The sequence below is a fragment of the Micrococcus cohnii genome (genome assembly GCF_014205175.1).
Classification (GTDB): Bacteria; Actinomycetota; Actinomycetes; order Actinomycetales; family Micrococcaceae; genus Micrococcus; species Micrococcus cohnii.
Genome location: NZ_JACHNA010000001.1, coordinates 1,261,902 through 1,283,742, shown reverse-complemented (window position 1 = coordinate 1,283,742; position 21,841 = coordinate 1,261,902). Strand labels below are relative to the sequence as shown.

Below are 21,841 nucleotides of genomic sequence, written 5' to 3'. Positions count from 1 at the left end.
CTTTCTCGGCGAGGGGGAGGTCAGCGGCGGTCGGTGAACCAGCCGGTCACGGCGGGCTCGGTGTTCTCGTAGATGTGCTTGTGCTCGACGTACTCGCCGAGACCGGTGGGGCCGAGCTCGCGGCCGATGCCGGAGTTCTTGAAGCCGCCCCACTCGGCCTGCGGCAGGTACGGGTGGTAGTCGTTGATCCACACGGTGCCGTGGAGCAGGGCGCGGGAGACGCGCTGGCATGTGCCCGCGTCGGAGCTCCACACGGCCCCGGCGAGGCCGTACTCGGTGTCGTTGGCGGTGGCAATTGCCTCAGCCTCAGTGGAGAACGTCTCGACGGTGATGACGGGGCCGAAGCCCTCCTCGACGACGGCCGGGTTGGTGCGGTCGCACCGGTCCAGCACGGTGGGGGCGTAGAAGTAGCCGTCCTGGTGCTCCTCGCCGCCCCAGTGGCCGCCGACGCGCAGCCGGGCCCCGGTCTCGACGCCGCGCTTGACGTAGTCGGTGACCTTGTCCCGGTGCTCGGCGGAGATCAGCGGACCGGTCTCGGCCTTCTCGTCGAACGGGCCGCCCATGACGATGTGGCCGGCGCGCTCGACCAGGTCGTCGACGAAGCGCTCGGCGATCGACTCGTGCACGATCAGGCGCGTGCCGGCCGAGCACACCAGGCCCGAGTCGGTGAACGCGGCGTTCAGCGCGTTGTCGAGCGCGGCCTCGTAGTCGGCGTCGGCGAACACGACGTTCGGGTTCTTGCCGCCGAGCTCGAGGGCCGTCTTCTTCAGCGTGCCGGCGGCTGCCGCCGCGATGCGCTTGCCGGTGACCAGGCCGCCGGTGAAGGAGATCAGGTCCACGTCGGGGTGTTCGGACAGCGGTGCGCCGACCTCGGCGCCGGAGCCGAGCACGAGGTTGCCGACGCCCGCGGGCAGGCCGAGCTCGTCGAGGGCCTTCATCGTGAGGATCGCGGTGTGTGGGGTCAGCTCGGCGGGCTTGAGCACGAAGGTGCAGCCCGCGGCGATCGCCGGGGCGATCTTCCACGCCGCCTGCAGCAGCGGGAAGTTCCACGGCGTGATCATGCCGCACACGCCGACCGGTTCGTTCACAACGCGGGAGACGACCCGCGGGTCGCCGGCGTCGACGAGACGGCCGGGATTCTGACCGGCGAGCTTGCCGAAGTACCGGAAGCAGGCGGCGATGTCCTCCATATCGCCCTCGGCCTCGACGAGGCGCTTGCCGGTGTCGAGGGCCTCGGCGCGGGCGAACTCGTCCTTGTGCGCCAGGATGTGGTCGCCCAGGCGCAGCAGCAGGTCGCCGCGTTCGGCGGCGGGGGTGTCCGCCCAGGAGCCCTCGTCGAACGCCCGGCGGGCGGCGGCGATCGCGGCGAGCGTGTCGTCACGGGTGCCCTCGGCGACGACGCCGACCTCGGTGCCGTCGGCGGGGCAGTGGATCGTGCGGGTCTGGCCGTTCGAGGACGGGACCCAGGCCCCGTCGATGAACTGGGTGGCGACGGTGTTCTCTGTCTGGCTCATGCTCACGAGCTCCTCACGGTGGTCGAGTCGGTGTCGGTTCCGCGCTCGCCGCCGGCGACGGAGATTTGCTCGCCGGTGACGGGTGCGGTGTGGTCGGTGTCGGTCCAGACGTCGGGCGCCTCGGAGTCCAGGCGCGCGGCCAGCGAGGAGTCGTCGCCGGTCATGGCCATGAACGCCAGGTGCGCCTCGTAGTCGTCGAGGACGTTGGCGCAGATCTGCTCACGGGTGTACCCCATGATGTCGCGGCCGCGTGATCCGGTGGCCGAGAAGACCTCGATGTGGAAGTACACGTCCTGCACCGCCGAGATGTTCGTGGCGAAGCTCGGCACGGGGTAGGCGACCGGGTAGGCCTGGTACTTGAAGTCGTTCTGACCGGCGAAGCGGACGGTGAGGTCCACCCACGGCACGCCGCATTCGGGGTGCACGCCGCGGCTGATCTCGACGTCGGCACCGTGGTCGCGCAGCTCGGCGGCGACCTCCTCGAGGGCCGGGTCGGCCTCGCGTTCGACGAATGCGGTGGCCTGCCGGGCGGTGGCGAAGTCCATGTGCCGGGCGAGGCGCTGGCGCCACGTGGTGCGGCTGCTGCCGTCGCGCACGCGGCCGGAGAGCACATCGGGAAGGGCGGCGGTGCGTGAGTCCAGTGCGTGCAGCTCGGAGCGCAGCACCCGCCACAGGCTGATCATCACCAGGTAGATCATGATGGACAGCGGCAGCCCGACGATCACGGTCGCCGCCTGCAGGGTGTACACGCCGTCGATGAACAGCATGGACAGCGTGAGCAGGGCGGTGACCAGGGCCCACACGATGCGCAGCCACGGGGCGCCGTCGGAGTCCTCGACCGAGTCCTTGGAGGTCATGTTCGCCATGACCAGCGAGCCGGAGTCGGCGCTGGTGACGTAGAAGAACAGGCCGGTGAACACGGCCAGGCCGATCAGGAACGCGGAGCCGGGGTGCTGCTGCAGCAGCGTGAAGAAACCGGACTCGGGGGCGTTGACTGCTTCGTCGAGCATGGCCTGGTCGCCGCCGCGGAAGTAGCCGAGGGCGTCATTGCCCATGATTGAGACCCACAGCATGATGAACGCGAAGGGGATCAGCAGCACGCCGAGCACGAACTCGCGCAGCGTGCGGCCGCGGGAGATGCGGGCGAGGAACAGGGCGACGAACGGCGCCCACGCGATCCACCAGGCCCAGAAGAACAGCGTCCAGTCGGCGAGCCACTGTTCGGACGGGTAGGCCTCGGTGCCGGCGGTGTAGGCGAAGGTGCGCATGAGCATGGCCGGGAAGCCGGCGAAGAAGTCGCCGATGTTCTGCACCAGGGCGTTGAGCAGGTACGTCGTCTGGCCGGTGACCAGCACCCAGCCGAGGATGATGATCGCGAGGAACACGTTGAGCTCGGAGAGCCGGCGGATGCCCTTGTCGATGCCGGAGACGGTGGAGAGGATCGTGATGCCCACCGCCAGGGCCATCAGCGCGATCTGCACGCCGGTGCTCACCGGGATACCGAAGATCAGGGCGAGGCCGGCGTTGAGGAACACGACGCCCACGCCGAGGGAGACGGCGATGCCGAAGATGGTGCCGACGGTCGCGGCGATCTCGGCGGCGTGGCCGATGCCGCCGTGGATGCGCTTGCCGAAGAGCGGGGCGAGGGCCGAGCGGATGCTCAACGGCAGGTGGTAGCGGTAGGCGAACAGGCCGAAGGCCATGCCCATCAGCGCGTACATGGCCCAGCCGGGGATGCCGTAGTGGAAGATCGTCCACAGCGGGGCGTAGCGGGCCGCGGCGTCGGACATCGGCTCGACGTCCGGCGGGGTGAGCAGGTTCGTCGCCGGGCCGGAGGTGGCGAAGAACATCAGGTCCACGCCGATGCCCGCGGCGAAGAGCATGGCGGACCAGGTGAACATGTTGAACTGCGGGGTCGCGTGGTCCGGTCCCATGCGGACGCGGCCGACGCGGGTGAGGGCGACCACGAGCACGAACACGACGACGATGGCCGCGGTGAGCACGTAGTACCAGCCGAAGCTCGAGGCGATCCACGCCATCGTGTCGAAGATCACCGTCTCGGCGGTGCCTGGCCAGATCATCGCCCATGCGGCGAAGGCGACGACGATCGCGGCGGTGCCGATGAACACCGGCGGGTTCAGGGCCGCGTGTTTCGGCTTGTTTGCGCGGTCAGGTGCGGGTGTCGGCGGTGTCTGTGCGGCCTCGGTGGCCGTCGACGACGGGGGCGTGCCCACGGGAGGGGTCCTTTCCATTGCTTGTGTCGGACCTCTGCACCGTAGGCCATGCGCGCGGGGCGGTCAGCCGATCGGGTTTGGTCCGTTCGCTACCACGGTCGGCTCGCCGTCCAGCCGCGGGCCGTCCTCGGAGTCGGGGTCGCCGAGGGTGAAGGGGAAGACCATGCGCACCGAGCTGTCCTCCCCGGCCTCGAAGGACTCGGTGAACACGGCGGGGAAGCGGGTGCCCTCGACGTCTTCGCCCTCGCCGTGGAACACGGCGACGGCGGTGCGCGGGGTCGGCTGGATCTGCGCGACGTAGGTGGCGGCGTCCTCGGGGACGAGGTCGTCGATGGCCCACATGCCTTGGGTGGCGTCCTCGGCGGTGGCGAGGATGGTGGGTGTGAACTCGCCCTCGCGGCCGAGCACGTCGAACACGTGCTCCACGGCCAGGCCGATCAGCGGGAGGATGTAGTGCGAGGCGGGGCGGACGTCGCCCTCGGCGGCGACGATGTCCGGCTCGGGCTGGGGCGAGGTGTCGGGGGTGCTCATGCGCCGAACGCTACGGAGGTGCACCGGCGGCGGCAAGACGGGAGACGGGGCGGGCGGTGAGACGGCGAGGCGGGGTGGTACGGCGCCGCACCGTGGCCGGGGTGGGCCGGGGTGCGCCGGTAGGATGGTGGACCGTGGCTTTGACTATCGGATTCGTGGGACTGCCCAATGTTGGCAAGTCGACCCTGTTCAACGCGCTGACGCGCCAGACCGTGCTCGCGGCGAACTACCCGTTCGCGACGATTGAGCCGAACGTGGGCGTGGTGAACCTGCCGGATGAGCGCCTGCCGCAGCTGGCGGAGATCTTCGGCTCGGAGCGCATCCTGCCGGCCACGGTGTCCTTCGTGGATATCGCGGGCATTGTGAAGGGCGCCTCTGAGGGGGAGGGCCTGGGCAACCAGTTCCTGGCGAACATCCGTGAGGCCCACGCGATCGCCCAGGTGGTGCGCGCGTTCGACGACGGCGAGGTGGTGCACGTGGACGGCACGGTGGACCCGGCCTCGGATATGGAGACCATCAACACCGAGCTGATCATCGCGGACATGCAGACCGTGGAGAAGGCGATCCCGCGCGTGGAGAAGGAGGTCAAGGGCAAGAAGAAGGAGCCCGCTGACCTCGAGGCGCTCAAGGCTGCGCTCGCGGTGCTGGAGCGGGGCGAGACGATCTTCGCGGCGAAGGACAAGGACCAGCTGGATATGGACCGGCTGCGGGAGCTGAGCCTGCTCACCGCCAAGCCGTTCATCTACGTGTTCAACTCGGACGACGCCGTGCTGGGGGACGAGGCGAAGCAGCAGCAGCTGCGGGATCTGGTGGCGCCGGCGCAGGCCGTGTTCCTGGACGCGAAGCTGGAGTCCGACCTCGTGGAGCTGGACGAGGAGGAGGCCCGCGAGATGCTGGAGATGAACGGCCAGGACGAGTCCGGCTTGGACCAGCTGGCCCGCGTCGGCTTCTCCACCCTCGGCCTGCAGACCTACCTGACGGCCGGGCCGAAGGAGACGCGCGCCTGGACCATCCCGGTCGGCGCGACGGCGCCCGAGGCCGCCGGCGTGATCCACACCGACTTCCAGCGCGGCTTCATCAAGGCCGAGATCGTGTCCTTCGATGACCTGATTGCTGCCGGGTCTATGGCCGATGCCAAGGCCGCCGGCAAGGTGCGCATGGAGGGCAAGGACTACGTGATGAAGGACGGGGACGTGGTGGAGTTCCGGTTTAACGTGTGATCCGAGGCGTAGGCGCCGTGAACGGCGGGCTCACGTTCGCTCATCCTATCTAGAGTGGCGCCAACCACCCGAGCAATTTTTGGACCATAGAAGGGCGAATCATGTCACGGGTCAAATACTATGGGCGTGATGATTTATCCTTTGTATTCATGTTGAGGAAAGCCGTCGAATTCCTAGAATCATCTCTGCAGGATGATTCATTCGCGACGGTCTCAGACGCTCTTGAGGGATGGCACAGTGCGCTGATCATCGGCGAGGGAATCTATCCAGCATGTATGACTGGTAAAGACCGGGACTCGCTGGCAGAGGCTGCCAGTCTCGCCAAGCGGAAGGCTGCTAGATTTTTTCCAGCCTAAGAGAAGATAATATCCGATCAAGGATCTCCGATCTTTATCCTGGCTATCGATTTGACCTGATCGAGGCTATTAATCGCTATTCTGTTCATGAGAAAATCAACTTAGAGACCATCTTAAGTGCAGTGTTCGAGGCCGGCGCTTCTTTGGGTGACGCGCTTGGTTCATATGGTTTCGTTCAAGAGTTTGCTCCAGTCCTCAAACCTCACGTCATGTCCAGCCCGATCGTCGTGGAGGCACTTGTGGGGGCGTCGGTGCAGGATAACGCCAAGAGGGGCTTCCACGCCCCGAAAAACATTTCTGAGGAAGAATGGGCGTCGCTCATAATGGAATATCTGAACGGCGACGAAGCTAACTTGAACTATGTCCGTCTCCTCAAGACGGCACGCTCGCGCGATATCCTAGGTTTGAATGACGACGTCAGAATCCGGGCAATTCAGCGCTGTGAAGAGCTGGAGACTTCTTTGCTAGAGAATCCGTCGAGTGGGTTACGGGTTCGATATGAAGTTGGAATCGGAGAAGAGGAACTTGAGAAGGTTTCGGAAAATGAGGATGGAGTTCTTGAGGTTTCACAAATCTTCTCGAGAACTTGGCTGGAGGAAACGCTTGATTTTCCATCGATTCTGAATAATTTACAGATTCTTCTCGGATTTGCTGATGACAATGTTATTCTAACACTCCCCTCGTATGGGTCCGAGAGGCGCGGGCTCGAACGACTTTTTACGTTTGAAGTGCGGTCAAACTATCCACGCGGTACTGTGTTTTCCTCTAAAGAGAACATTTCCCTTCTCCAATTATATGCCTACAGCAGCTTTCTTGCCGACAATGATATTGAGCTGGAAGATGTTTTTGCATGGTTCTGCGCAGAATATTTGTCGGAATGGATGCAAGGTGAGCGGATCACATTCACGCGTTCTACCCCAGGGTCTTCCAATATTGAGCGGATACGGCATCTCCTCATTGAGATGGAGAGCGTTATGCGACAGTATAATCTGTTTGTAAAATACAAGAAGATCGATGCGTCTCGACTGATTTACGGGAGTGATTCTCTAGTCATTGAAGAACTGCCGAGTCAAGCCTCGGACAAATACGCACTCCCGCAAAAGGGTGGTGAAATTGAATCAATCCTGTACGCACTATTCTCTGACCAGTCCTCTCTGAATTATATAGATGAAAATAGGCGTGGAGATAGTTTTGCGGAATTGATTCTTTCCCATTCATTATCTATTGCAGACTTTCATGATTACCAGACGCCCGCGATTCAAAATTTGCGCAAGCTGGATGTTTTGGACCGGCTCTCATCTAGGGTTCGCTTTCGCAGCGGCAGTCAAGTAAGGCTTCTCGGCCAGCTGTATCGCGTGGGGGCTATTAATACTCGCTGGTTGGATACTGGGGGTCGTAGTGAGCTATTGCGAATGGATAAGAGGGGGTGGCTTAATTGGAGCGGCCGGTTGTTCACTCGCGAAGAAGCGAGCTTCCTAAACTTCATGCTCAATGATCGGGAATTCAGTGATGGGCCCAAGTTGCGAAATAGTTACATCCACGCTCGTGTGCCGCTAACGGAAGCGCAAGAGGGTCACCGTTTGGCGTATCTGCAGGTACTTCTTTTAATGAGCCAGGTCGTTATAAAAATAAACGATGATTTCCGGGTTGCTCAACTCGGAGCGGTTAAAGAATTGTCAGCTCGGTAAGTAGTCAAAGGGTTTTCCTCTTCCCCTAGTCAGGGAGAGTTTTTCTGCACGGCGATGGATGTTTCTAATCCCGTGCAGTGGGGGCTGGTGCCTCGCTCGTAGTTCCTGAAGCGACGAGTTTAGCATTCCCCGTCGGACCTGCCGCCGGTAAAGCTCTGTCTCACTGCTGAGTTGACACCAAAAGCGTGAGCCCCTAAAACAATGGCCAGGGCACTGCTGGCGTCCGGCCGCTGGGCGCTGGAAAGCTCCCGTCGTCCAGCAGTTGGGCGCACCGCCCGGCGAGAGCGTGGATCTCCTCGGTGTTGAGTAGATCCGAGAGCCGCTGACCCAGATCGCCATCGAGCCCGTCGAGCACACGGCCGATGCCGTTGCGCTCCTCGTCGCGCAGGGCCGCGCCCACCCAGCCCCACAGCACGGTCCGCAGCTTGTCCTCCACATGGAAGGTGAGCCCGTGGTCCACGCCGTGTCGGTGCCCGCCGGGCATGGCGAGGATGTGGGCGCCCTTGCGGTCGGCGTTGTTGACGATCACGTCGAACACCGTCATGCGGCGCAGCGCCGGCGAGTCCTCGTGGGCCAGGACCAGCCGATTCCCGTTCTCGTCCTCACCCTCCAGCACCGTCCGCCAGCCCGAGGCCGGCACCGCAGCCGCCGGGAATAGGTCCACCGCGCCCTGGGTAGGGTCCTGCTCCTGCCAGAGCTGCACCATGCCCGCGCCGAGCGGGCCGTCGCGCAGCCACGTGCGGGGCACGATGCCCCACCCCAGCGCCTCGGACACCAGAAACGCCGCCACCTCCCGGCGGGCCAGGGTTCCGGCGGGGAAGTCCCACAGCGGGGCCTCGCCGGTCACCGGCTTGTAGACCACTGTCGTCTCCCCAATGCTGCCCAGGAAGGTGGCGTTGGACGCCGTCGTGATGCGCCCGGTGAGTATCAGCTCGCCGCCCATCAGTTCGCCGCCGGCAAGCGCGTTGTCCTCCACGGCGTCGGCCATTATGGGAGCTCGGGCGTGGTGCAGTCGTGGCCCTCGGGGTCCATGGGCTGGCCGCAGTCCGAGCAGAACAGGCGTCCGGCGTCCACGACCTCCCGGGTGCGCAGGGCGAACGCCCGCGCCGCCCCCACCGGCATCCGCACACGCAGCACCTCGGCCTCCTCCTCGGCAGCATCCTCATCCGCGAGCGGGTGCGCCTCGATGACCACCTGGGTCGTTGTGGGATCCCAGCCGAGGCCGAGCGCTCCCACGCGGAACCGCTCCTGCACGGGTCCCAGCGGGTTGTTGTCCACGAGCTCGGCGGGCGTGTGCTCCGGCACGCTGTGCGGGTTGCCGTCCAGGGCCCTCAGCTCGTCGAGGATCTCGTCCATCATCTGGGCCAGCATGTCGGCCTGCTGCTTCTCCAGGGCCAGGCTCACGGTCTGCGACCCGGCGCGGACCTGCAGGTAGAACGCGCGGGCTCCCGGCCGGCCGATCGTGCCGATGATGCACCGGTCCGGCCAGTCGAACTCATGAACAGAGGCGGGTGCGTCGGTCATGCCTCGATCCTAGGCGCCAGCGCCCGCCCCAGACCCGCCGCCCGCGCCAGTACCCGCGCCGCCGCCCACCGCGGCGTCGTCGGCCGGGGTGAGCTTCGAGAGCCAAGCGAGGTCCCCGTCGTCGGTGTTCATCGCCCAGACGCGCGGCCGGCTCGGCCCGTAGCTCACGATCGACACCGACGCGGGCCCGACCTCGATCCGCTGGAACAGGTCCAGGTGCATGCCGAGCGCGTCCGCCAGGACCGACTTGATGACGTCCCCGTGGCTGACGGCCACCCACACCGCGCCCGGCCCGTGCTCGGCCTCGACGGCGGCGTCATGCCGGCGGATCGCCGCCACCGCGCGGGCATGCATGCCCGCCATGGACTCCCCGCCGGGGAAGACGACGGCGGACGGTTGGGACTGCACCGTCGACCACAGGGGCTCGGCGGACAGGTCGCTGAGCGCCCGCCCCTGCCACCGGCCGTAGTCACACTCGGTGAGGTCGCCGTCAACCAGTGACGCCACCGTGCCCGGTTGGCGCTCGACGACGGCCCGCGCGGTCTGCGCGCACCGCTCCAGGGGGCTGGCCACCACCGTGGCCACGGGCACGGCCGCGATCCGGTCCCCAGTCCGAGCCGCCTGCTCCCGCCCAGTGTCATCCAGCTCGACGCCGGGGGACCGGCCCGCCAGGATGCCGGACGCATTGGCCGTGGTGCGGCCGTGCCGCACGAGAAGTACCGTCGCCATGCCGTCAGCCTACTGGCGGGCGGCCTACTGACGGGCGGCACAGTGGCTGTTCAGCGCCGGGGCAGCGGCGTCCAGCGCAAACGTAGCCCCGGCACCGCGGACAGCGCCTCGTACGCCGTGTCCGCGGCGGCCTCGAGGCCGTCGGCCACGTCCTCACCGGCCGAAGTCAGCAGGATCACGACGTGGTCCTCGCCGCCCTCGACGTCGCCGGGGTCGGCGCGCCAGCCGCTCTCACCGCGCACGCCGTCCTCATCCGCGCTCAACGAGTCCATCCAGCCCTCCGCCGCTCGGGCCGCGCCGGGCCCGGTGACATCGAGGCGCAGTGTCGCGGCAGATCCGTCGTTGCCCGGCGGGGCGCCCCACAGCCAATCCAGGTCGACCTCCCAGCGCTCGGCGGACGGGGTCCGCCCGCTGCCGGCGGGCAGGCGCGCGGGGCGCGGACGCGGGGTTTCGGTCATGTGGGTCTCTGAGCAGTCGTCCACGGCGTCGGCGGTCGGTCATCCCGCCGGGTGGGCCGTGCGGTCCGCCGCCTCAGCGGAACAGCAGCCGGGCCAGGGCCACGCCCCAGTCGGCGTCGGGGCTGATTCCGCTGCCGAGCCGCTCCGCGGCCGCGTCCACGTAGATGTCCCGGCGCCGCGGCGCATGCTCGGCGTCGGCCGTGGCCAGGGCCTGGGGCAGCTCTCCGAGCGTCAGGTCCGTGCCGTAGCACGGGGTGCCCGGCTGCTGCCGCCAGGACTCGGCGAGCGGGCCGGCGTCGTAGGGGTCGAAGCCGGTGGCGTCCACGAGGGCGTGGGCGCGCGTGCGGTCCTCCTCCCGGTCCGCGGCCACGGGCAGGGCCACACGCCCCTCCGTGCCGGCGGGCCGGCCCTTCTCGGCCAGCGGTGACGCGCCGATCGAGTTCCACGCCTTCACCACGGGGCGGCCGAGCTGCTCGGTCACCCACACGCTCTCCACCGTGCCCTCCGGGAGGAAGCCCTCGCCGTCGCGCTGCGGGTAGTAGTTCGAGGTGTCGATCACCGTGGCGGACTCCGGCAGGGTGCGGACGATGTCCGCCAGGTGCGGAATCGCGCCCAGCGGCACGGAGAGGATCAGGACCTGAACGTCCTGCGCGGCCTCGGCCGCGGTCACGGCGCGTGCGCCGTGGGTGAGCAGGTCCGCCTCGATCGTCTCCGGGCCGCGCGAGTTCGCGACCTTCACGTCGTGGCTGGCGCGGCTGAGGTGCCGCACGAGGCTGCCGCCGATGTTGCCGGTGCCGATGATGCCGATGCGCATGGGGCTCCTTCTGGTGGGGGACTGGACGTGATGCGGAGGACCTCTCCGATTCGTCGACACGCATGATACGGAGGAGGTATCCGCTTCACAACCGCAGAGGGCCGGCGACTGCGCCTCACCACCATGAATCCATGACCGCCACCCTCGTCGACCGCAGCTGGCGCGTGGAAGGCGAGACGTTCGCGGCACGCGACGGCACCGCAGCACCCCTAGGTGTAGGAGGGTGTGATGTTATTAACACGGACCGGGGCCAGTGAGGTCACAGGGGCGTCTGCGCAGGAGGGATGAGGCCGGTGGTTGTTGTCGTGATTCACTTACACGGCCAAGGCCTCACGCCGCTGGTTTTCTGAGCTACAGGGGCGGGTGAAGAGGGACCCGTCGATCATCAGCCGGTTGTACCGCTCGACCTTCCCGTTGTGGCGGGGCGTGTAGGGGCGGATCCGGCGATGACCGACCCGTTCGCTTCATCCACCTCGAGGGGATCCGGGGGCCGTCCCCGCGTCCAGGCCCACCACCGGCAGGCAGATGCGCACGTGCTCATCGGTGGGTTGGCCCTGTTTTACGAGAGAGGCGGCGCTCACCAGGTCCAGGCTCCAAGCGTCGGCGGCCGAACGGCACCACCATTCGGCGAGGCGCCGTTGGGCCGCCTGGGTGCAGCGCGCTCAGCGCTGAGCTGCCACCGCGTCGTCGATCGCGCTCTTCCAGCCCTGGCGCCCCGACAGCACGAACGCGTGCTCGGTCCCGTCGGCTAGCTCCACGGCCAGGGAGTTCGGTGCCAGCGGCAGGACACCCAGGAACTTCGTCCACACCGGGCGGGTGCCGCGCACCTCGGCCAGCGGGACCTCCACCGGGTCGGTCTGGAAGTTGAGCTTGTGCGGGGTGAAGACCAGTCGGTCGCTGAGCAGGCGCAAGCGGCCGCCCACCGTCTCCCGTCCGCGCTGCAGATTGGCACGCCCTTCCTTGAGGGCGGGCTGGTTCGGCTGCGGGGTGGTGGTCATGTGTCGTTCCCTCCGTGTCAGGTGACGCTCGCGCGCCAGCGCGACGCGATGCGATGCGCACCACGGTAGACCCTCGGGCAGTTCAACACGCAGCGGGGGAACCGGGGCTCACGTGCTGCGACGGGTGATGCACCGGTGGTGCACCGTGCCCTGTGGGATGCAGACGATCATGTCTACACGGTCTCGGCGCACCGCATGGCAGAGACCATGACCGTCCGCGTCAGCCGGCAGACCCACCGCCGGCTCGTCGACCTGGCATCGTCTCGCCGCGAGACCATGGACGAGACCGTCAGGCGAGCGCGTCGCGCGCTGCGCCAGGGGGCCATGGCGCGGGGCCTGGCCGCCGACCTGCGGCCAGAGGAGAAGGACTGGCTGGATGCTCACCCCGCATGAGTGATGTCTTCCGGGGCGTCGTCACTCTGGACCTCGGCACTCCGATCGGCAGTGCGGCCGGCCTGCGTCGACCGGCCGTCGTCGTGACCGCCGGGGTCGTTCTGCAGGGTGGGCCGAATGTCATTCAGCTGGTGTCTCTGATCGGCGGCGCAGTGCACAGGCCACGGCGTGAATGAGGCACACGGCGGCCGCGGCGACCTGGGCCGTGCGTAGGTCCCATGCGTGGACTTCATGGGCCGTGAATCCACTGTCATACTGAGCCCATGCCCACCGCATCGCTGAACCTCGATCATGTCGCGCTCGCACGACTGGCCGCTCGGCACGGCGTCGAGCGGCTTCAAGTCTTCGGCTCTGCCGCGACGGGCACTCACCACCAGGGGAGCGACGTCGACTTCCTCGTGGACTTCCTTCCTGGACGCGAAGACCTCTTCGAGGATTACACCCGGCTTCAACAGGAGCTCGGTACGGTCGTCGGCCGACCCGTTGACCTGGTTATCCGCCGTGCCGTGCGCAACCCCTATTTCCGTGAGAGCGCGGCAGCCAGTGCTCAGGACGTTTATGTCGCACAGGGCTGAAGCGCACCTCTGGGACGCCCGGGAGGCCTGCGTCGCGGCGCTCGGGTTCGTCTGCGACCTCACGGAGGAAGAGTTCCACGCCAGCGATCTGCACCGATCTGCGGTGGAACGCCAGCTGGAGATCCTGGGGGAAGCTCTCAAACGCCTCCGTCGTGATGCTCCCGACCTCGCCGGGACGATCACGGGCGTTGATCAGGCCATCGGCATGCGGAACATCCTCGCTCACGAGTACGGCGTCGTCGACCACGCCCTCGTCTGGTCTGTCGTCACACGCCGGTTGACGCCAATGGCCGAACAGCTCGATCTCCTTCTTGACAGCCCATGACCGCCACTCCCGTCGCCTCCGCCCTCGCCGGCGGCCACGCTCACTGCACGCTCTTCGCCGACCTCGACCTCACGGTCGCGCCCGGGGACGTCGTCGTCGGGGTCGTCGGGGCCGACGGGGCGGACACGTCCACGCTGCTGTGCATCCTCGGCGGGGACCTCGCCCGGCAAGCCCGCACCACGAACTGACCACCCCGGTCGAACCGCGAGGAGCCCGCATGGACGAGACAGCGGTGGACGAGGCCACCCGTCGCGGTCGGAGAGAATGAAGCGCGACGATGACACAACCGGCAGACGACGAGCCCATTGGTCGCCGATCGCGCATCGACCGAGTGTGGACCGCCCTGTGTCTGCTCGCGGCGCTGTTGCTGATCGCCGTCGGAGCCCTGGTGGCCGTGGCCGGGCAGGCCGACGACTCGCCCGGTCTCGGCGGCCTCGGCCTGCTCAACGGCCTCGTCGGCGTCGTGCTGGCGGTCCGGACGGTGCGCCGGTCCGGCGGGCAGGGTCGCCGCGAAGGCTGAGCCGTCAGCCCTGCTTCATCGTCCCGGTGTCCAGGAAACGCTGGTGCCAGGACAGCGCCTCGCCGATCAGGTGCGGGGTGTGCAGGCCGCCGGAGCCGGCCAGGGCACGCTGGTAGTAGTCCTCGAGCTGGTCCCGGTAGTCCGGGTGCGCGCACGTGTCGATGATCTTGCGGGCGCGCTGCTTGGGGGAGAGGCCGCGCAGGTCGGCCAGGCCCTGCTCGGTGACCACGACGTGCACGTCGTGCTCGGTGTGGTCCACGTGGGAGACCATCGGCACGATGCAGGAGATGTCCCCGCCCTTGGCGATCGAGGGGGTCAGGAAGAACGAGGTGAACGCGTTGCGGGCGAAGTCGCCGGAGCCGCCGAGGCCGTTCATCATCTTCGTGCCCATCAGGTGGGTCGAGTTCACGTTGCCGTACAGGTCTGCCTCGATCATGCCGTTCATCGCGAGGATGCCCAGGCGGCGCACCAGCTCCGGGTGGTTGGAGATCTCCTGGGTGCGCAGGATCAGCTTGTCCCGGTACTTCGCGGCGTTGGCGTTGAACCGCTCGGCCGACTCGGTGGACAGCGAGAATGCGGTCGCCGAGGCCATGGCCAGAGTGCCGGAGTCCAGCGCGTCCAGCATGCCGTCCTGCACCACCTCGGTGAAGGCCGTCAGCCCCGTGAACCGGGATTTCACGAGCTCGGCCATCACCGCGTTGGCGATGTTGCCCACGCCGGACTGCAGCGGCAGCAGTCGTTCGTCATAGCGGCCCTGGGCCACCTCGTGCTCGAAGAACTCCACGAGGTGCTGGGCGATTGCGATCGACGCGTCGTCGGCCGGCTTGAACGGCGAATTGCGGTCCGGGCCGTGGGTCTCGACCACGGCGACGACCTTCTCCGGGTCGCATTCGAAGTACGGCTGCCCGATGCGGTCCGAGGGCGAGTTGACGAGCACCGGTTTGCGGTGCGGCGGCAGCGCGGTGCCGTAGTAGACGTCGTGCATGCCCTCGAGGTCCTCGGACTGCCAGGAGTTGACCTCGAGGATCACCTGGTCGGCCAGGTCCAGCCAGGACTTGTTGTTGCCGACGGAGGAGCTGGGCACGAGCGTGCCGTCCTCGCGGATCGCGGAGACCTCGATCACCGCGGTGCGCATGGGCCCGTAGAAGCCGTTCCACACCGTCTGCGCCAGATGGGACAGGTGCGTGTCGATGTATTCGATCTCGCCGGCGTTGATCTTCTTGCGCATCGTCGGGTCCGACTGGAACGGGGTGCGCAGGGCGATGCCGCCGGCCTCGGCCAGGGCGCCGTCCATCTCCGTCGACGTGGATGCGCCGGTGTGGAGGTTGATCTGGAACTGCTCGCCCCGGGCGTGCGCGGCCGTGATGCGCTCGGCCAACGCGGCCGGCACGGCCTTCGGGTAGCCCGAGCCCGTGAACCCGCTCATGCCCACCGTCGTGCCGGGCTGGATGAAGGCGGCCGCCTGCTCGGCGGACATCACCTTGGCGCGCAGGCCGGGATGGTGGATGCGGGTCGACATAATGCCTCCGATACGTGGCGGTCGGAACGAGAGATGCACCTAACAGCCTAGCGGTGACTCGGTGCACACTCGGCATCGGGGAAGCGAGCGGCGTCACACAGAATGTCGACCTGCGTCGGAGTCCGTTCTACGGTGGCCTGCATGCACAGCCGTGACCCGTTCTCGTGCCCACCCCGCCCACCGTGGCGGGAGTGGTCCACGGAAGGGAGTCGTCATGGCTCATTCACCTCATCGGCAGCACAAGGGCTGCCGCATCTGCTCGCCCCATAAGGACCGTCGCGCCGGTCGGGCCACGCGGGACCCCTGGCCTGTGCTGCGCCGCCTCGGCAAGAAGCGGCGGGTGAGCCGCCGGGATCTCGGCGAGTAGTCCGCGTCGAGGGAGCGTCGCCGTGCCCGCCCCGCGTCACTCGGGGGCGGGGCGGCGGCGGCCCTGCTTGACCTCCCCGCGCCGACGCTTCGCCTGCAGCCGTCGCCGCTGCGAGCCGCGTGTGGGCTTCGTTGCCCGTCGCGGCGCGTCGGGGGCCAGCGCCTGACGCAGCAGCGCGGCGAGGCGTTCGCGGGCGGCCACGCGATTGCGCCGCTGTGCTCGGTGCTCCTCGGCGCTCACCGTGAGCACGGTCCCGGCCAGGCGCGGCGCGAGCCCCGCGATGACCCGCGCCCGCTGCCTCTCGTCGAGCGCGCTCGTCGCGGCCAGGTCCAGGCTCAGCTGCACTCGCGAGTCCGTCGTGTTCACGCCCTGTCCTCCTGGCCCGGAGGCACGCGAGAACCGCTCGGTCAGCTCCGCGGCGGGCACCACGAGCCCGCGCGGCACCCCTGGCCCGGGGCTGATGCGCAGATCGGAGGGCATGCCGTCCAGTCTCTCGCATCCGAACCGACCTCGACCGGACGGCGACGGACTCCGCTGCAGCGCCGGGTGCCCGGCCCGCACGGCTCTGCTCGGGCTGGGCCGTTGCGACGACCGTGGCTGGCGCCGCCCGACGCGGCCGTGGCACCGTGAACAGCACGACGGCTCGCAGAACGCGGGCCGCGCAGTGAAAGGAAAGGAGACCCATCATGCTGAATTGGCTTCTTCGCGCTCGCCGTGCCAAGGGCGACGTCAACGCCGTGCGCCGCGGCCCCAAGGCGGTCGGCAAGCGCGCCGGCGGTCGCGTCGCGCACAAGCTGGTGAGCCGCATCTTCCGCTGAGCGCAGCTCACCCGGGTCGAAGACGCCCCACGCCGTCGCAGACCCGCCGCACCGTGGCCGCGACACAATCGTCGCGGCCACAGTCGTCTTCCCCGACCGAGACGGACTGACTTGTTATTTTCGGCCCAGGCCCGTGCGTGAAGGACGCCGGGGACGCGACGCCAGGGCAGGAGACCACCGCGCATGCAGCACCTGATCCAGGAGGACCTGGCCGGACTCGACCAGCTCTTCGCCCGGGCACAGCAGGAGCAGTCCGTCGCCGAGCGGCTGCGCGAGATCCACTCGGTGCTCACCCGGCTTCCGATGCTCGGCCCCTATAACGCGATGCTCGCCGACATCCAGCGCCCTGGCGCGCAGTTCGTCGCCCGGCGCGACGTCTGGGCGAGTCAGTTCAACCGCCAGGTCCGCCCCCACGCGACCCCGATCGTCGTGCTCAAGCCGTTCGGCCCGGTCGACTTCGTGTTCGACGTGCGAGACACCGATGGCGCGCCGCTGCCACCGGCGGTCACGGATCCCTACAGGGTCGCCGGGGAGGTCTCCCGCGGCGGCGTCGAGGAGCTCACTCGCCGCCTGGCCTCCCGCGGCATCCGCTGCGAAACCGGTCACCACGGCTCCGAGATGACCGGCATCGTCCGCCGCATCGACCCGGAGGCGACGGTCGCCCGGCTCGGCAGCGCGGCCTCACCGCAGTTCGAGATCGTCCTGAACTCGACGCTGGACCCCGCCGCGACGCTCGCCACGATCTTCCACGGCCTCGGACACGTGTACTGCCATCACTTGCACGCCGGTCCCGGTCGCAGCCCCCGCCGCCAGCCGGCCCCGAGCCGCCGCAGCCGCGAGTTCGAGGCCGAGACGGTCGCGTGGCTGCTGTGCGCCCGGCTGGGCATTCCGTCCCCGGCCGGAGAGTTCCTCGCCGGGTACAAGGACGAGGACGGCTCCGTCCCGCCAATCTCGCCCGAGGCCGTCGTGACCGCCGCCGGACGTGTCGAGGCGCTCGCCGGCGGTCTGCAGGGGCTCGCCGCGATGGTGTCGTCCGCGTCGTCGTCAACGCTCCCCGCCGCGGGCGCTCAGCTCGGGCCGAGCCAGGACCAGGGCGTTCTCGACCTGGGGCTCTGAACGTCCGCGCCCGGCATCCACAGCGCCCGTTCCGGCGGTTCGCATCACGGCCGTTTTGTTAGCCTTGTGTCGGACGCCATAGGCGACTGCATGCCCACTGAGGGCGCCGTGAACACGTGAAGGGGATGGACATGACGGCACACCGCACCGCGCGAATCACTCTTGGTCTGGGGCTTGCGGGCAGCCTCGCGCTGACGGGCTGCGGCCTGACGGGCGACTCGTCGCAGGAGAAGGACGGTGCGAACCAGGCCGCCGAGCAGCAGGGCCACAATGGTGGTGACGGCGGTTCGGATCAGAAGCCCGAGGACGTGGTGAAGAAGGCCTTCGACGCCTGGAACAAGCAGACCGAGACCTCCAGCACCTTCCGCGTCACCGCCTCGGACAAGCAGGTGGACGAGCTTCTCGACACGTTCGACGACGGCAGCTCCGAGTCCGTGCGTGAAGACACGGAACGGATCTGGGATGAGATCCGTAGCACCGAGCTGACGCTGCGGGCCCGCTCGACGAACGGGGAGCCGCTCCAGGACGTCACGCACATCGACGACATGGACGTGGCCTTCGACTACGTGCGTGACGGCGAGGAGCTGGTCCAGCTCATGGAGACCGGTGACATGGAGGTCTACTTCCGCGCCGATGTGCAGACGCTGCTCGACGAGTTCGGCGGGTCCACGGCACCCTCGTCCGAGGAGATCCAGGCGCAGCTCGACGCGCTGCCGAAGGAGCTGTCCTGGGTGGAGGACGTCTACACGGCGAAGTGGCTCGGCTTCGACCCGGAGATGGTGCGCGCCGCATTCGACGACTCCGAGGCCGGCCGGATCGAGCAGCAGGTCGACCCGGAGACCGCGGAGAAGTTCGAGAAGGCGCTGTTCGAGCACAGCGACGTCGAGCGCAACGGCGACGAGTACACGATGAAGATCAAGGTCAAGCAGTTCGTGCAGCAGGAGGACGAGCTCGTCGACGGCATGCTGGAGGACGCCCGGCAGGCGGATCCGGATGCGGAGCTGCCGAAGGACGGTGACGAGATCGCCGAGTACCTGACCGACGAGACTTTCGACGTCGTCTACACCATCCAGGAGGGGGAGCTCCGCACGGTCGGCGTCGACCCGATGCAGGCCGTCGATCTGATCGATCCGCCGGAGGACGCCTCGAAGGACGAGCGGGAGACCTTCGAGAAGGCCAAGGACCTCGAGCTGCCGATGGAGGTCGAGTACGAGGATGAGGTCGGTGACTTCACCGCTCCGAAGGACGCGTACCAGATCACCGAGGAGGATCTCTCCCTGTTCTTCGGAGGCGGAACCCAGTCCACCGCGTGAGGGACGACGGCGGCCGCAGCGGGCATGATGGGGATATGAGCTATTTCCGTCATGCCTCCGGCCGCCGTTCCGCTCTCGCCCTGACCGCCGCCTGCGCCGCGCTGAGTCTCACCGTGAGCGGGTGCGGCGGCGAGCAGGAGGACTGGGGTCAGCCCAAGAAGGTGACGCCGCTGTCCTCCGAGCAGCCCGAGACGCAGAGCGCCGAGACGGGGACCGAGGGGGAGAACGGCGATTCTGACGCTGGCGACGGCGCGTCCGGGCGGTCCGGAGGGTCCGGCGGCGGCTACGGTGGGGAGCAGGCGCAGCCCACCTCGGGCGACGGCCCCACCGCCGAGCCTGGGACGGGCTCGGGCGGCGAACCGGACGGTGCGGACGGCCAGGGCGGCGCTGAGAACACCGAGGACGGCAGCTCGACAGACCGGGAGGACGCCGCGGACGAGTCGTCCGAGCCGAGCGACGACGCGTCGTCCGAGGCGGCCGAGGACGGTGGTTCCGACGGCGACAGCACCGAGGAGGGCGAGGCGGAGTCCGACGGCTCCGAGGACGAGCAGTCGGCCGCTGCCCCGTCCGACGCTGAGGAGGCCGGCGGCGCCGCCCAGCACGAAACCGGCGAACTCGTCGACGCCGAGACGACCATCGAGGACCAGGTGGTCTTCCAGGTGGCCGGCGGAGGCATCGCCTGCGCGATCTCCGAGGCAACGTTCGTCGAGTGCGGCTCGGAGCCCGGTGAGGACGGCGCCATGGAGGCGGTCGGGGTCTTCGCCGACGGGACGACGTCGACGTACGGCCACGACGGTTCCACGACACCCGTCTATCGCGAGGAGCAGGCCGACGAGGCGCAGACGCTCGAGACCGGCCAGAGCATCCAGGCCGGCGACTTCGAGTGCACCGCCCTCGACGACGGCGTCTCCTGCCTCAACACGGACACGGACAGCGGCTTCCGCGCGGCCGGCGGCGAGTTCACCGAGTACTGAGCCACGCAGCCTCCGTCCGCGGGCGGCGCGCCAGCCTCGGGCAGGTTGGCTGGCGCCCGGGGAACACGGGACGGCTCAGGCGTCGGCGTAGCACCGCACGGACGACACCGTGAGCGGGAAGTCCACCGGGGCCGCGCCGAACAGCAGCCGACCGGCCGCGGCGGCGGCCTGCTGCACGATGCCGCGCACCTGTTCGGCCTCCGGCTCGGGTCCGTGCAGCACCACCTCGTCGTGCACGAAGAACACCAGCCGGGTGCCGAGCCCGGCCTCGGTGAGGCGCCGGCGGATCTCACCCATCCAGCACAGGGCCCATTCGGCCGCCGTCCCCTGGACCACGAAGTTCCGGGTGAACCTGCCTTGGCCGCGCCGCAGGGTCGCGGCCCGGGCCTCGTCCTGCCGCGTGCCGGTCTGGGCCACCGCCCTGTGCCACCGCTCGTCGGGGGACGGGCTCGGACGGCCAAGCCACGTGCTCACCTGACCTCCGCGCTCGCCCTCGGCCGCCGCCCGTTCGAGCAGACCGACCGCTCTTGGGTACAGCCGGCGCAGGTGGGGCAGCAGCGCCCCGGAGTCGCCCGTCGTCGCGCCGTACATGGCGCCCAGCAACGCCACCTTGGCCCGGTCCCGGTCCTGCAGGCGCGTTCCCGCGGCCCGCCCCTGCTTGGCCACCTCCCGGTACAGATCGGGGGTCGAGCCGGCCGCCGCGAGCGCCTCGTCCTGGGACATCGCGGCCAGGATCCGCGGCTCCACCTGCGAGGCGTCCGCGACGGTCAGCAGCTGCCCCGCGTCGGCGAGCACCGCTGAGCGCACGGCCGAGGGGATCTGCATCGCCCCGCCGCCGTGCGCCGACCACCGGCCCGTCACGACGCCACCCACGAGATAGCGGGCGTGGAATCGGTCCTCGCGCACCCACTCGTCCAGCCAGTGCCAGCCGTTGGCGGTCCACAGCCGGGCCAGCCGCTTGTACTCGAGCGTCGAGCCGAGCAGACGTCGCCGCTGCTCCCGGTCCCGGCCGCCGGCCTCGATCCAGCGCTGCAGCTCGCCCTGCCGGGTCGACTCGACCTGCACGCCGGCCTGCTGCAGCGCCCGCAGCACCGAGGTCGGAGAGTCCGGGTTGAGGTCGACGGCGCCGAGATCGGAGGCGATCTGCCCGGCGAGTTCCTGCAGACGAGGCGGACGCTCGCCCTCAGCCGGGCGAGGACCGAGCGTCTCGAGCAGCAGCCGCTCGTGGACGTCCGCCCGCCACGGCAGACCCGTGGCGTGGATCTCCTCGGCGATGAGCGCGCCCTGCGACTCGGCCGCCAGCAGCAGACGCAGCCGTGCCGGATGCGTCGAAGCGCTCGCGGCCCGCTCCTGTGCCGCCAACTCGGCGGCCAACTGCAGGACATCGGGGGCCGAGGCGTCAGGCCCGCCCGTAAGCTCCGCGGCGTCGAAGAACGAGCTCTGCCCCGCCGGCGCCCGGCCGACCAGGGCCGAGGACGCCTCGTCCTGCGGCTGCTCGACCGGCAGATCGACCACGGGCGCGTAGCCGCCAACGGACTCGGGCCGAGCGCGCAGGATGCGCTGGGCCAGGGCGAGGTCGTGACAGCGGGCCACGCGCACGCCCTCGCTCAGCCATGCGGCGGACAGCCCTCCGATGTTCGGGGCCGTCCAGCGGATGCGGTCGGCCGGCACCCCGAGGCGCTCGGGAGCCTCGCGGACGATCCGAGCCGTCTGTGAGGGCTCGAACCGGGCGACCGGCCTCGCCTGCTGCGAGGCAGATCCCTCAGGCGAGGCTCCGTCAGCCACGGCGAGCGCCCACCACAGTCCGGGCTCGCCGGCCGAGACGGGCGCGGGGCCCAGCAGGCAGTTCATCCCC

Annotated in this window: 23 protein-coding genes and 2 pseudogenes; 12 read left to right on the top strand and 13 right to left on the bottom strand. The window is 68.6% G+C overall.

The annotated features are described in order from the left end of the window. Positions 1–20 precede the first annotated feature (20 nt). From HDA30_RS05795 to HDA30_RS05785, 3 genes are all read right to left on the bottom strand, one after another. Positions 21–1,514 carry an aldehyde dehydrogenase family protein gene (locus HDA30_RS05795; RefSeq protein WP_184241362.1) on the bottom strand — a complete coding sequence of 498 codons (1,494 nt, stop codon included), beginning with the start codon at positions 1,512–1,514 and terminating at the stop codon, positions 21–23. A 2-nt stretch (positions 1,515–1,516) separates the two neighbouring features. Next, positions 1,517–3,748, bottom strand: coding sequence for a choline BCCT transporter BetT (gene betT, locus HDA30_RS05790; RefSeq protein ID WP_343059311.1), 2,232 nt, complete (start codon positions 3,746–3,748; stop codon positions 1,517–1,519). A 63-nt stretch (positions 3,749–3,811) separates the two neighbouring features. Then, complete coding sequence (locus HDA30_RS05785) at positions 3,812–4,279, bottom strand: hypothetical protein (protein ID WP_246418710.1); 468 nt, start codon at positions 4,277–4,279, stop codon at positions 3,812–3,814. A 134-nt stretch (positions 4,280–4,413) separates the two neighbouring features. On the opposite strand from HDA30_RS05785, the gene ychF reads away from it, so the two are divergent. Both ychF and HDA30_RS05775 read left to right on the top strand, forming a co-directional pair. After that, complete coding sequence (ychF, locus tag HDA30_RS05780; protein WP_184241360.1) at positions 4,414–5,499, top strand: redox-regulated ATPase YchF; 1,086 nt, start codon at positions 4,414–4,416, stop codon at positions 5,497–5,499. A gap of 478 nt (positions 5,500–5,977) precedes the next feature. Next, positions 5,978–7,543 carry a hypothetical protein gene (locus HDA30_RS05775; RefSeq protein WP_184241359.1) on the top strand — a complete coding sequence of 522 codons (1,566 nt, stop codon included), beginning with the start codon at positions 5,978–5,980 and terminating at the stop codon, positions 7,541–7,543. Between the two features lie 193 nt (positions 7,544–7,736). Here the strand turns inward: HDA30_RS05775 and HDA30_RS05770 are convergent, their stop codons facing one another. From HDA30_RS05770 to HDA30_RS05740, 7 genes and pseudogenes are all read right to left on the bottom strand, one after another. Then, entirely contained in the window at positions 7,737–8,486 is a 750-nt protein-coding gene (locus tag HDA30_RS05770) for an SCO1664 family protein (protein WP_184242388.1), read from the bottom strand. A 44-nt stretch (positions 8,487–8,530) separates the two neighbouring features. Continuing rightward, positions 8,531–9,067, bottom strand: a complete 537-nt coding sequence (locus HDA30_RS05765) for a DUF3090 domain-containing protein (RefSeq protein WP_184241358.1) — start codon at positions 9,065–9,067, stop codon at positions 8,531–8,533. A 9-nt stretch (positions 9,068–9,076) separates the two neighbouring features. Beyond that, a complete protein-coding gene (locus tag HDA30_RS05760; RefSeq protein WP_184241357.1) occupies positions 9,077–9,796 on the bottom strand; it encodes a histidine phosphatase family protein in 720 nt (239 codons plus the stop codon). Positions 9,797–9,846: 50 nt separating this feature from the next. Beyond that, positions 9,847–10,254: a hypothetical protein gene (locus HDA30_RS05755; RefSeq protein WP_184241356.1), complete on the bottom strand. Its 408-nt coding sequence runs from the start codon at positions 10,252–10,254 to the stop codon at positions 9,847–9,849. A 73-nt stretch (positions 10,255–10,327) separates the two neighbouring features. Then, the gene (locus HDA30_RS05750; RefSeq protein ID WP_184241355.1) at positions 10,328–11,068 is read right to left on the bottom strand and encodes an NAD(P)-binding domain-containing protein; all 741 of its coding nucleotides are present in this window, start codon (positions 11,066–11,068) and stop codon (positions 10,328–10,330) included. Between the two features lie 209 nt (positions 11,069–11,277). After that, positions 11,278–11,517: pseudogene (locus tag HDA30_RS05745) on the bottom strand (integrase core domain-containing protein); the annotation flags it as partial. 213 nt (positions 11,518–11,730) lie between these two features. Further along, complete coding sequence (locus tag HDA30_RS05740; protein ID WP_184241354.1) at positions 11,731–12,066, bottom strand: hypothetical protein; 336 nt, start codon at positions 12,064–12,066, stop codon at positions 11,731–11,733. Positions 12,067–12,261: 195 nt separating this feature from the next. Here HDA30_RS05740 and HDA30_RS05735 point away from each other — a divergent pair, with 195 nt between their 5' ends. The 5 genes and pseudogenes from HDA30_RS05735 to HDA30_RS05715 all read left to right on the top strand — a co-directional run bounded on the left by HDA30_RS05735 (position 12,262) and on the right by HDA30_RS05715 (position 13,879). Then, positions 12,262–12,459 (top strand): hypothetical protein, encoded by a 198-nt coding sequence (locus tag HDA30_RS05735; protein WP_184241353.1) that lies wholly within the window; start codon positions 12,262–12,264, stop codon positions 12,457–12,459. A gap of 263 nt (positions 12,460–12,722) precedes the next feature. Continuing rightward, entirely contained in the window at positions 12,723–13,034 is a 312-nt protein-coding gene (locus tag HDA30_RS05730) for a nucleotidyltransferase family protein (RefSeq protein ID WP_184241352.1), read from the top strand. Next, the gene (locus HDA30_RS05725) at positions 13,018–13,359 is read left to right on the top strand and encodes a HepT-like ribonuclease domain-containing protein (RefSeq protein ID WP_184241351.1); all 342 of its coding nucleotides are present in this window, start codon (positions 13,018–13,020) and stop codon (positions 13,357–13,359) included. The genes HDA30_RS05730 and HDA30_RS05725 overlap by 17 nt, the downstream gene beginning before the upstream one ends. Beyond that, positions 13,356–13,532: pseudogene (locus HDA30_RS05720) on the top strand (ABC transporter ATP-binding protein); the annotation flags it as partial. The gene HDA30_RS05725 and the pseudogene HDA30_RS05720, both read left to right, overlap by 4 nt. Before the next feature lie 104 nt (positions 13,533–13,636). Further along, a complete protein-coding gene (locus HDA30_RS05715; protein WP_184241350.1) occupies positions 13,637–13,879 on the top strand; it encodes a DUF8108 domain-containing protein in 243 nt (80 codons plus the stop codon). A 4-nt stretch (positions 13,880–13,883) separates the two neighbouring features. Here HDA30_RS05715 and scpC read toward each other — a convergent pair whose 3' ends face one another. Further along, positions 13,884–15,398 (bottom strand): succinyl-CoA:acetate CoA-transferase ScpC, encoded by a 1,515-nt coding sequence (gene scpC, locus HDA30_RS05710; protein WP_184241349.1) that lies wholly within the window; start codon positions 15,396–15,398, stop codon positions 13,884–13,886. A 214-nt stretch (positions 15,399–15,612) separates the two neighbouring features. On the opposite strand from scpC, the gene HDA30_RS05705 reads away from it, so the two are divergent. Beyond that, complete coding sequence (locus tag HDA30_RS05705) at positions 15,613–15,765, top strand: hypothetical protein (protein WP_184241348.1); 153 nt, start codon at positions 15,613–15,615, stop codon at positions 15,763–15,765. A 36-nt stretch (positions 15,766–15,801) separates the two neighbouring features. Here the strand turns inward: HDA30_RS05705 and arfB are convergent, their stop codons facing one another. After that, positions 15,802–16,245 carry an alternative ribosome rescue aminoacyl-tRNA hydrolase ArfB gene (arfB, locus tag HDA30_RS05700; RefSeq protein WP_184241347.1) on the bottom strand — a complete coding sequence of 148 codons (444 nt, stop codon included), beginning with the start codon at positions 16,243–16,245 and terminating at the stop codon, positions 15,802–15,804. A 206-nt stretch (positions 16,246–16,451) separates the two neighbouring features. Between arfB and HDA30_RS10660 the strand changes: the two genes are divergently transcribed. The 4 genes from HDA30_RS10660 (at position 16,452) to HDA30_RS05685 (ending at position 19,986) form a co-directional block, all read left to right on the top strand. Beyond that, complete coding sequence (locus HDA30_RS10660; protein WP_281383459.1) at positions 16,452–16,583, top strand: hypothetical protein; 132 nt, start codon at positions 16,452–16,454, stop codon at positions 16,581–16,583. 183 nt (positions 16,584–16,766) lie between these two features. Further along, entirely contained in the window at positions 16,767–17,699 is a 933-nt protein-coding gene (locus HDA30_RS05695; RefSeq protein ID WP_184241346.1) for a M78 family metallopeptidase domain-containing protein, read from the top strand. 131 nt (positions 17,700–17,830) lie between these two features. Beyond that, positions 17,831–19,012 carry a hypothetical protein gene (locus HDA30_RS05690; RefSeq protein WP_184241345.1) on the top strand — a complete coding sequence of 394 codons (1,182 nt, stop codon included), beginning with the start codon at positions 17,831–17,833 and terminating at the stop codon, positions 19,010–19,012. Positions 19,013–19,047: 35 nt separating this feature from the next. Further along, entirely contained in the window at positions 19,048–19,986 is a 939-nt protein-coding gene (locus tag HDA30_RS05685) for a putative sodium/potassium/calcium exchanger (protein ID WP_184241344.1), read from the top strand. Positions 19,987–20,061: 75 nt separating this feature from the next. On the opposite strand, the gene HDA30_RS05680 is transcribed toward HDA30_RS05685, so the two are convergent. Further along, positions 20,062–21,837 carry a bifunctional 3'-5' exonuclease/DNA polymerase gene (locus HDA30_RS05680; RefSeq protein ID WP_184241343.1) on the bottom strand — a complete coding sequence of 592 codons (1,776 nt, stop codon included), beginning with the start codon at positions 21,835–21,837 and terminating at the stop codon, positions 20,062–20,064. Positions 21,838–21,841: the final 4 nt, after the last annotated feature.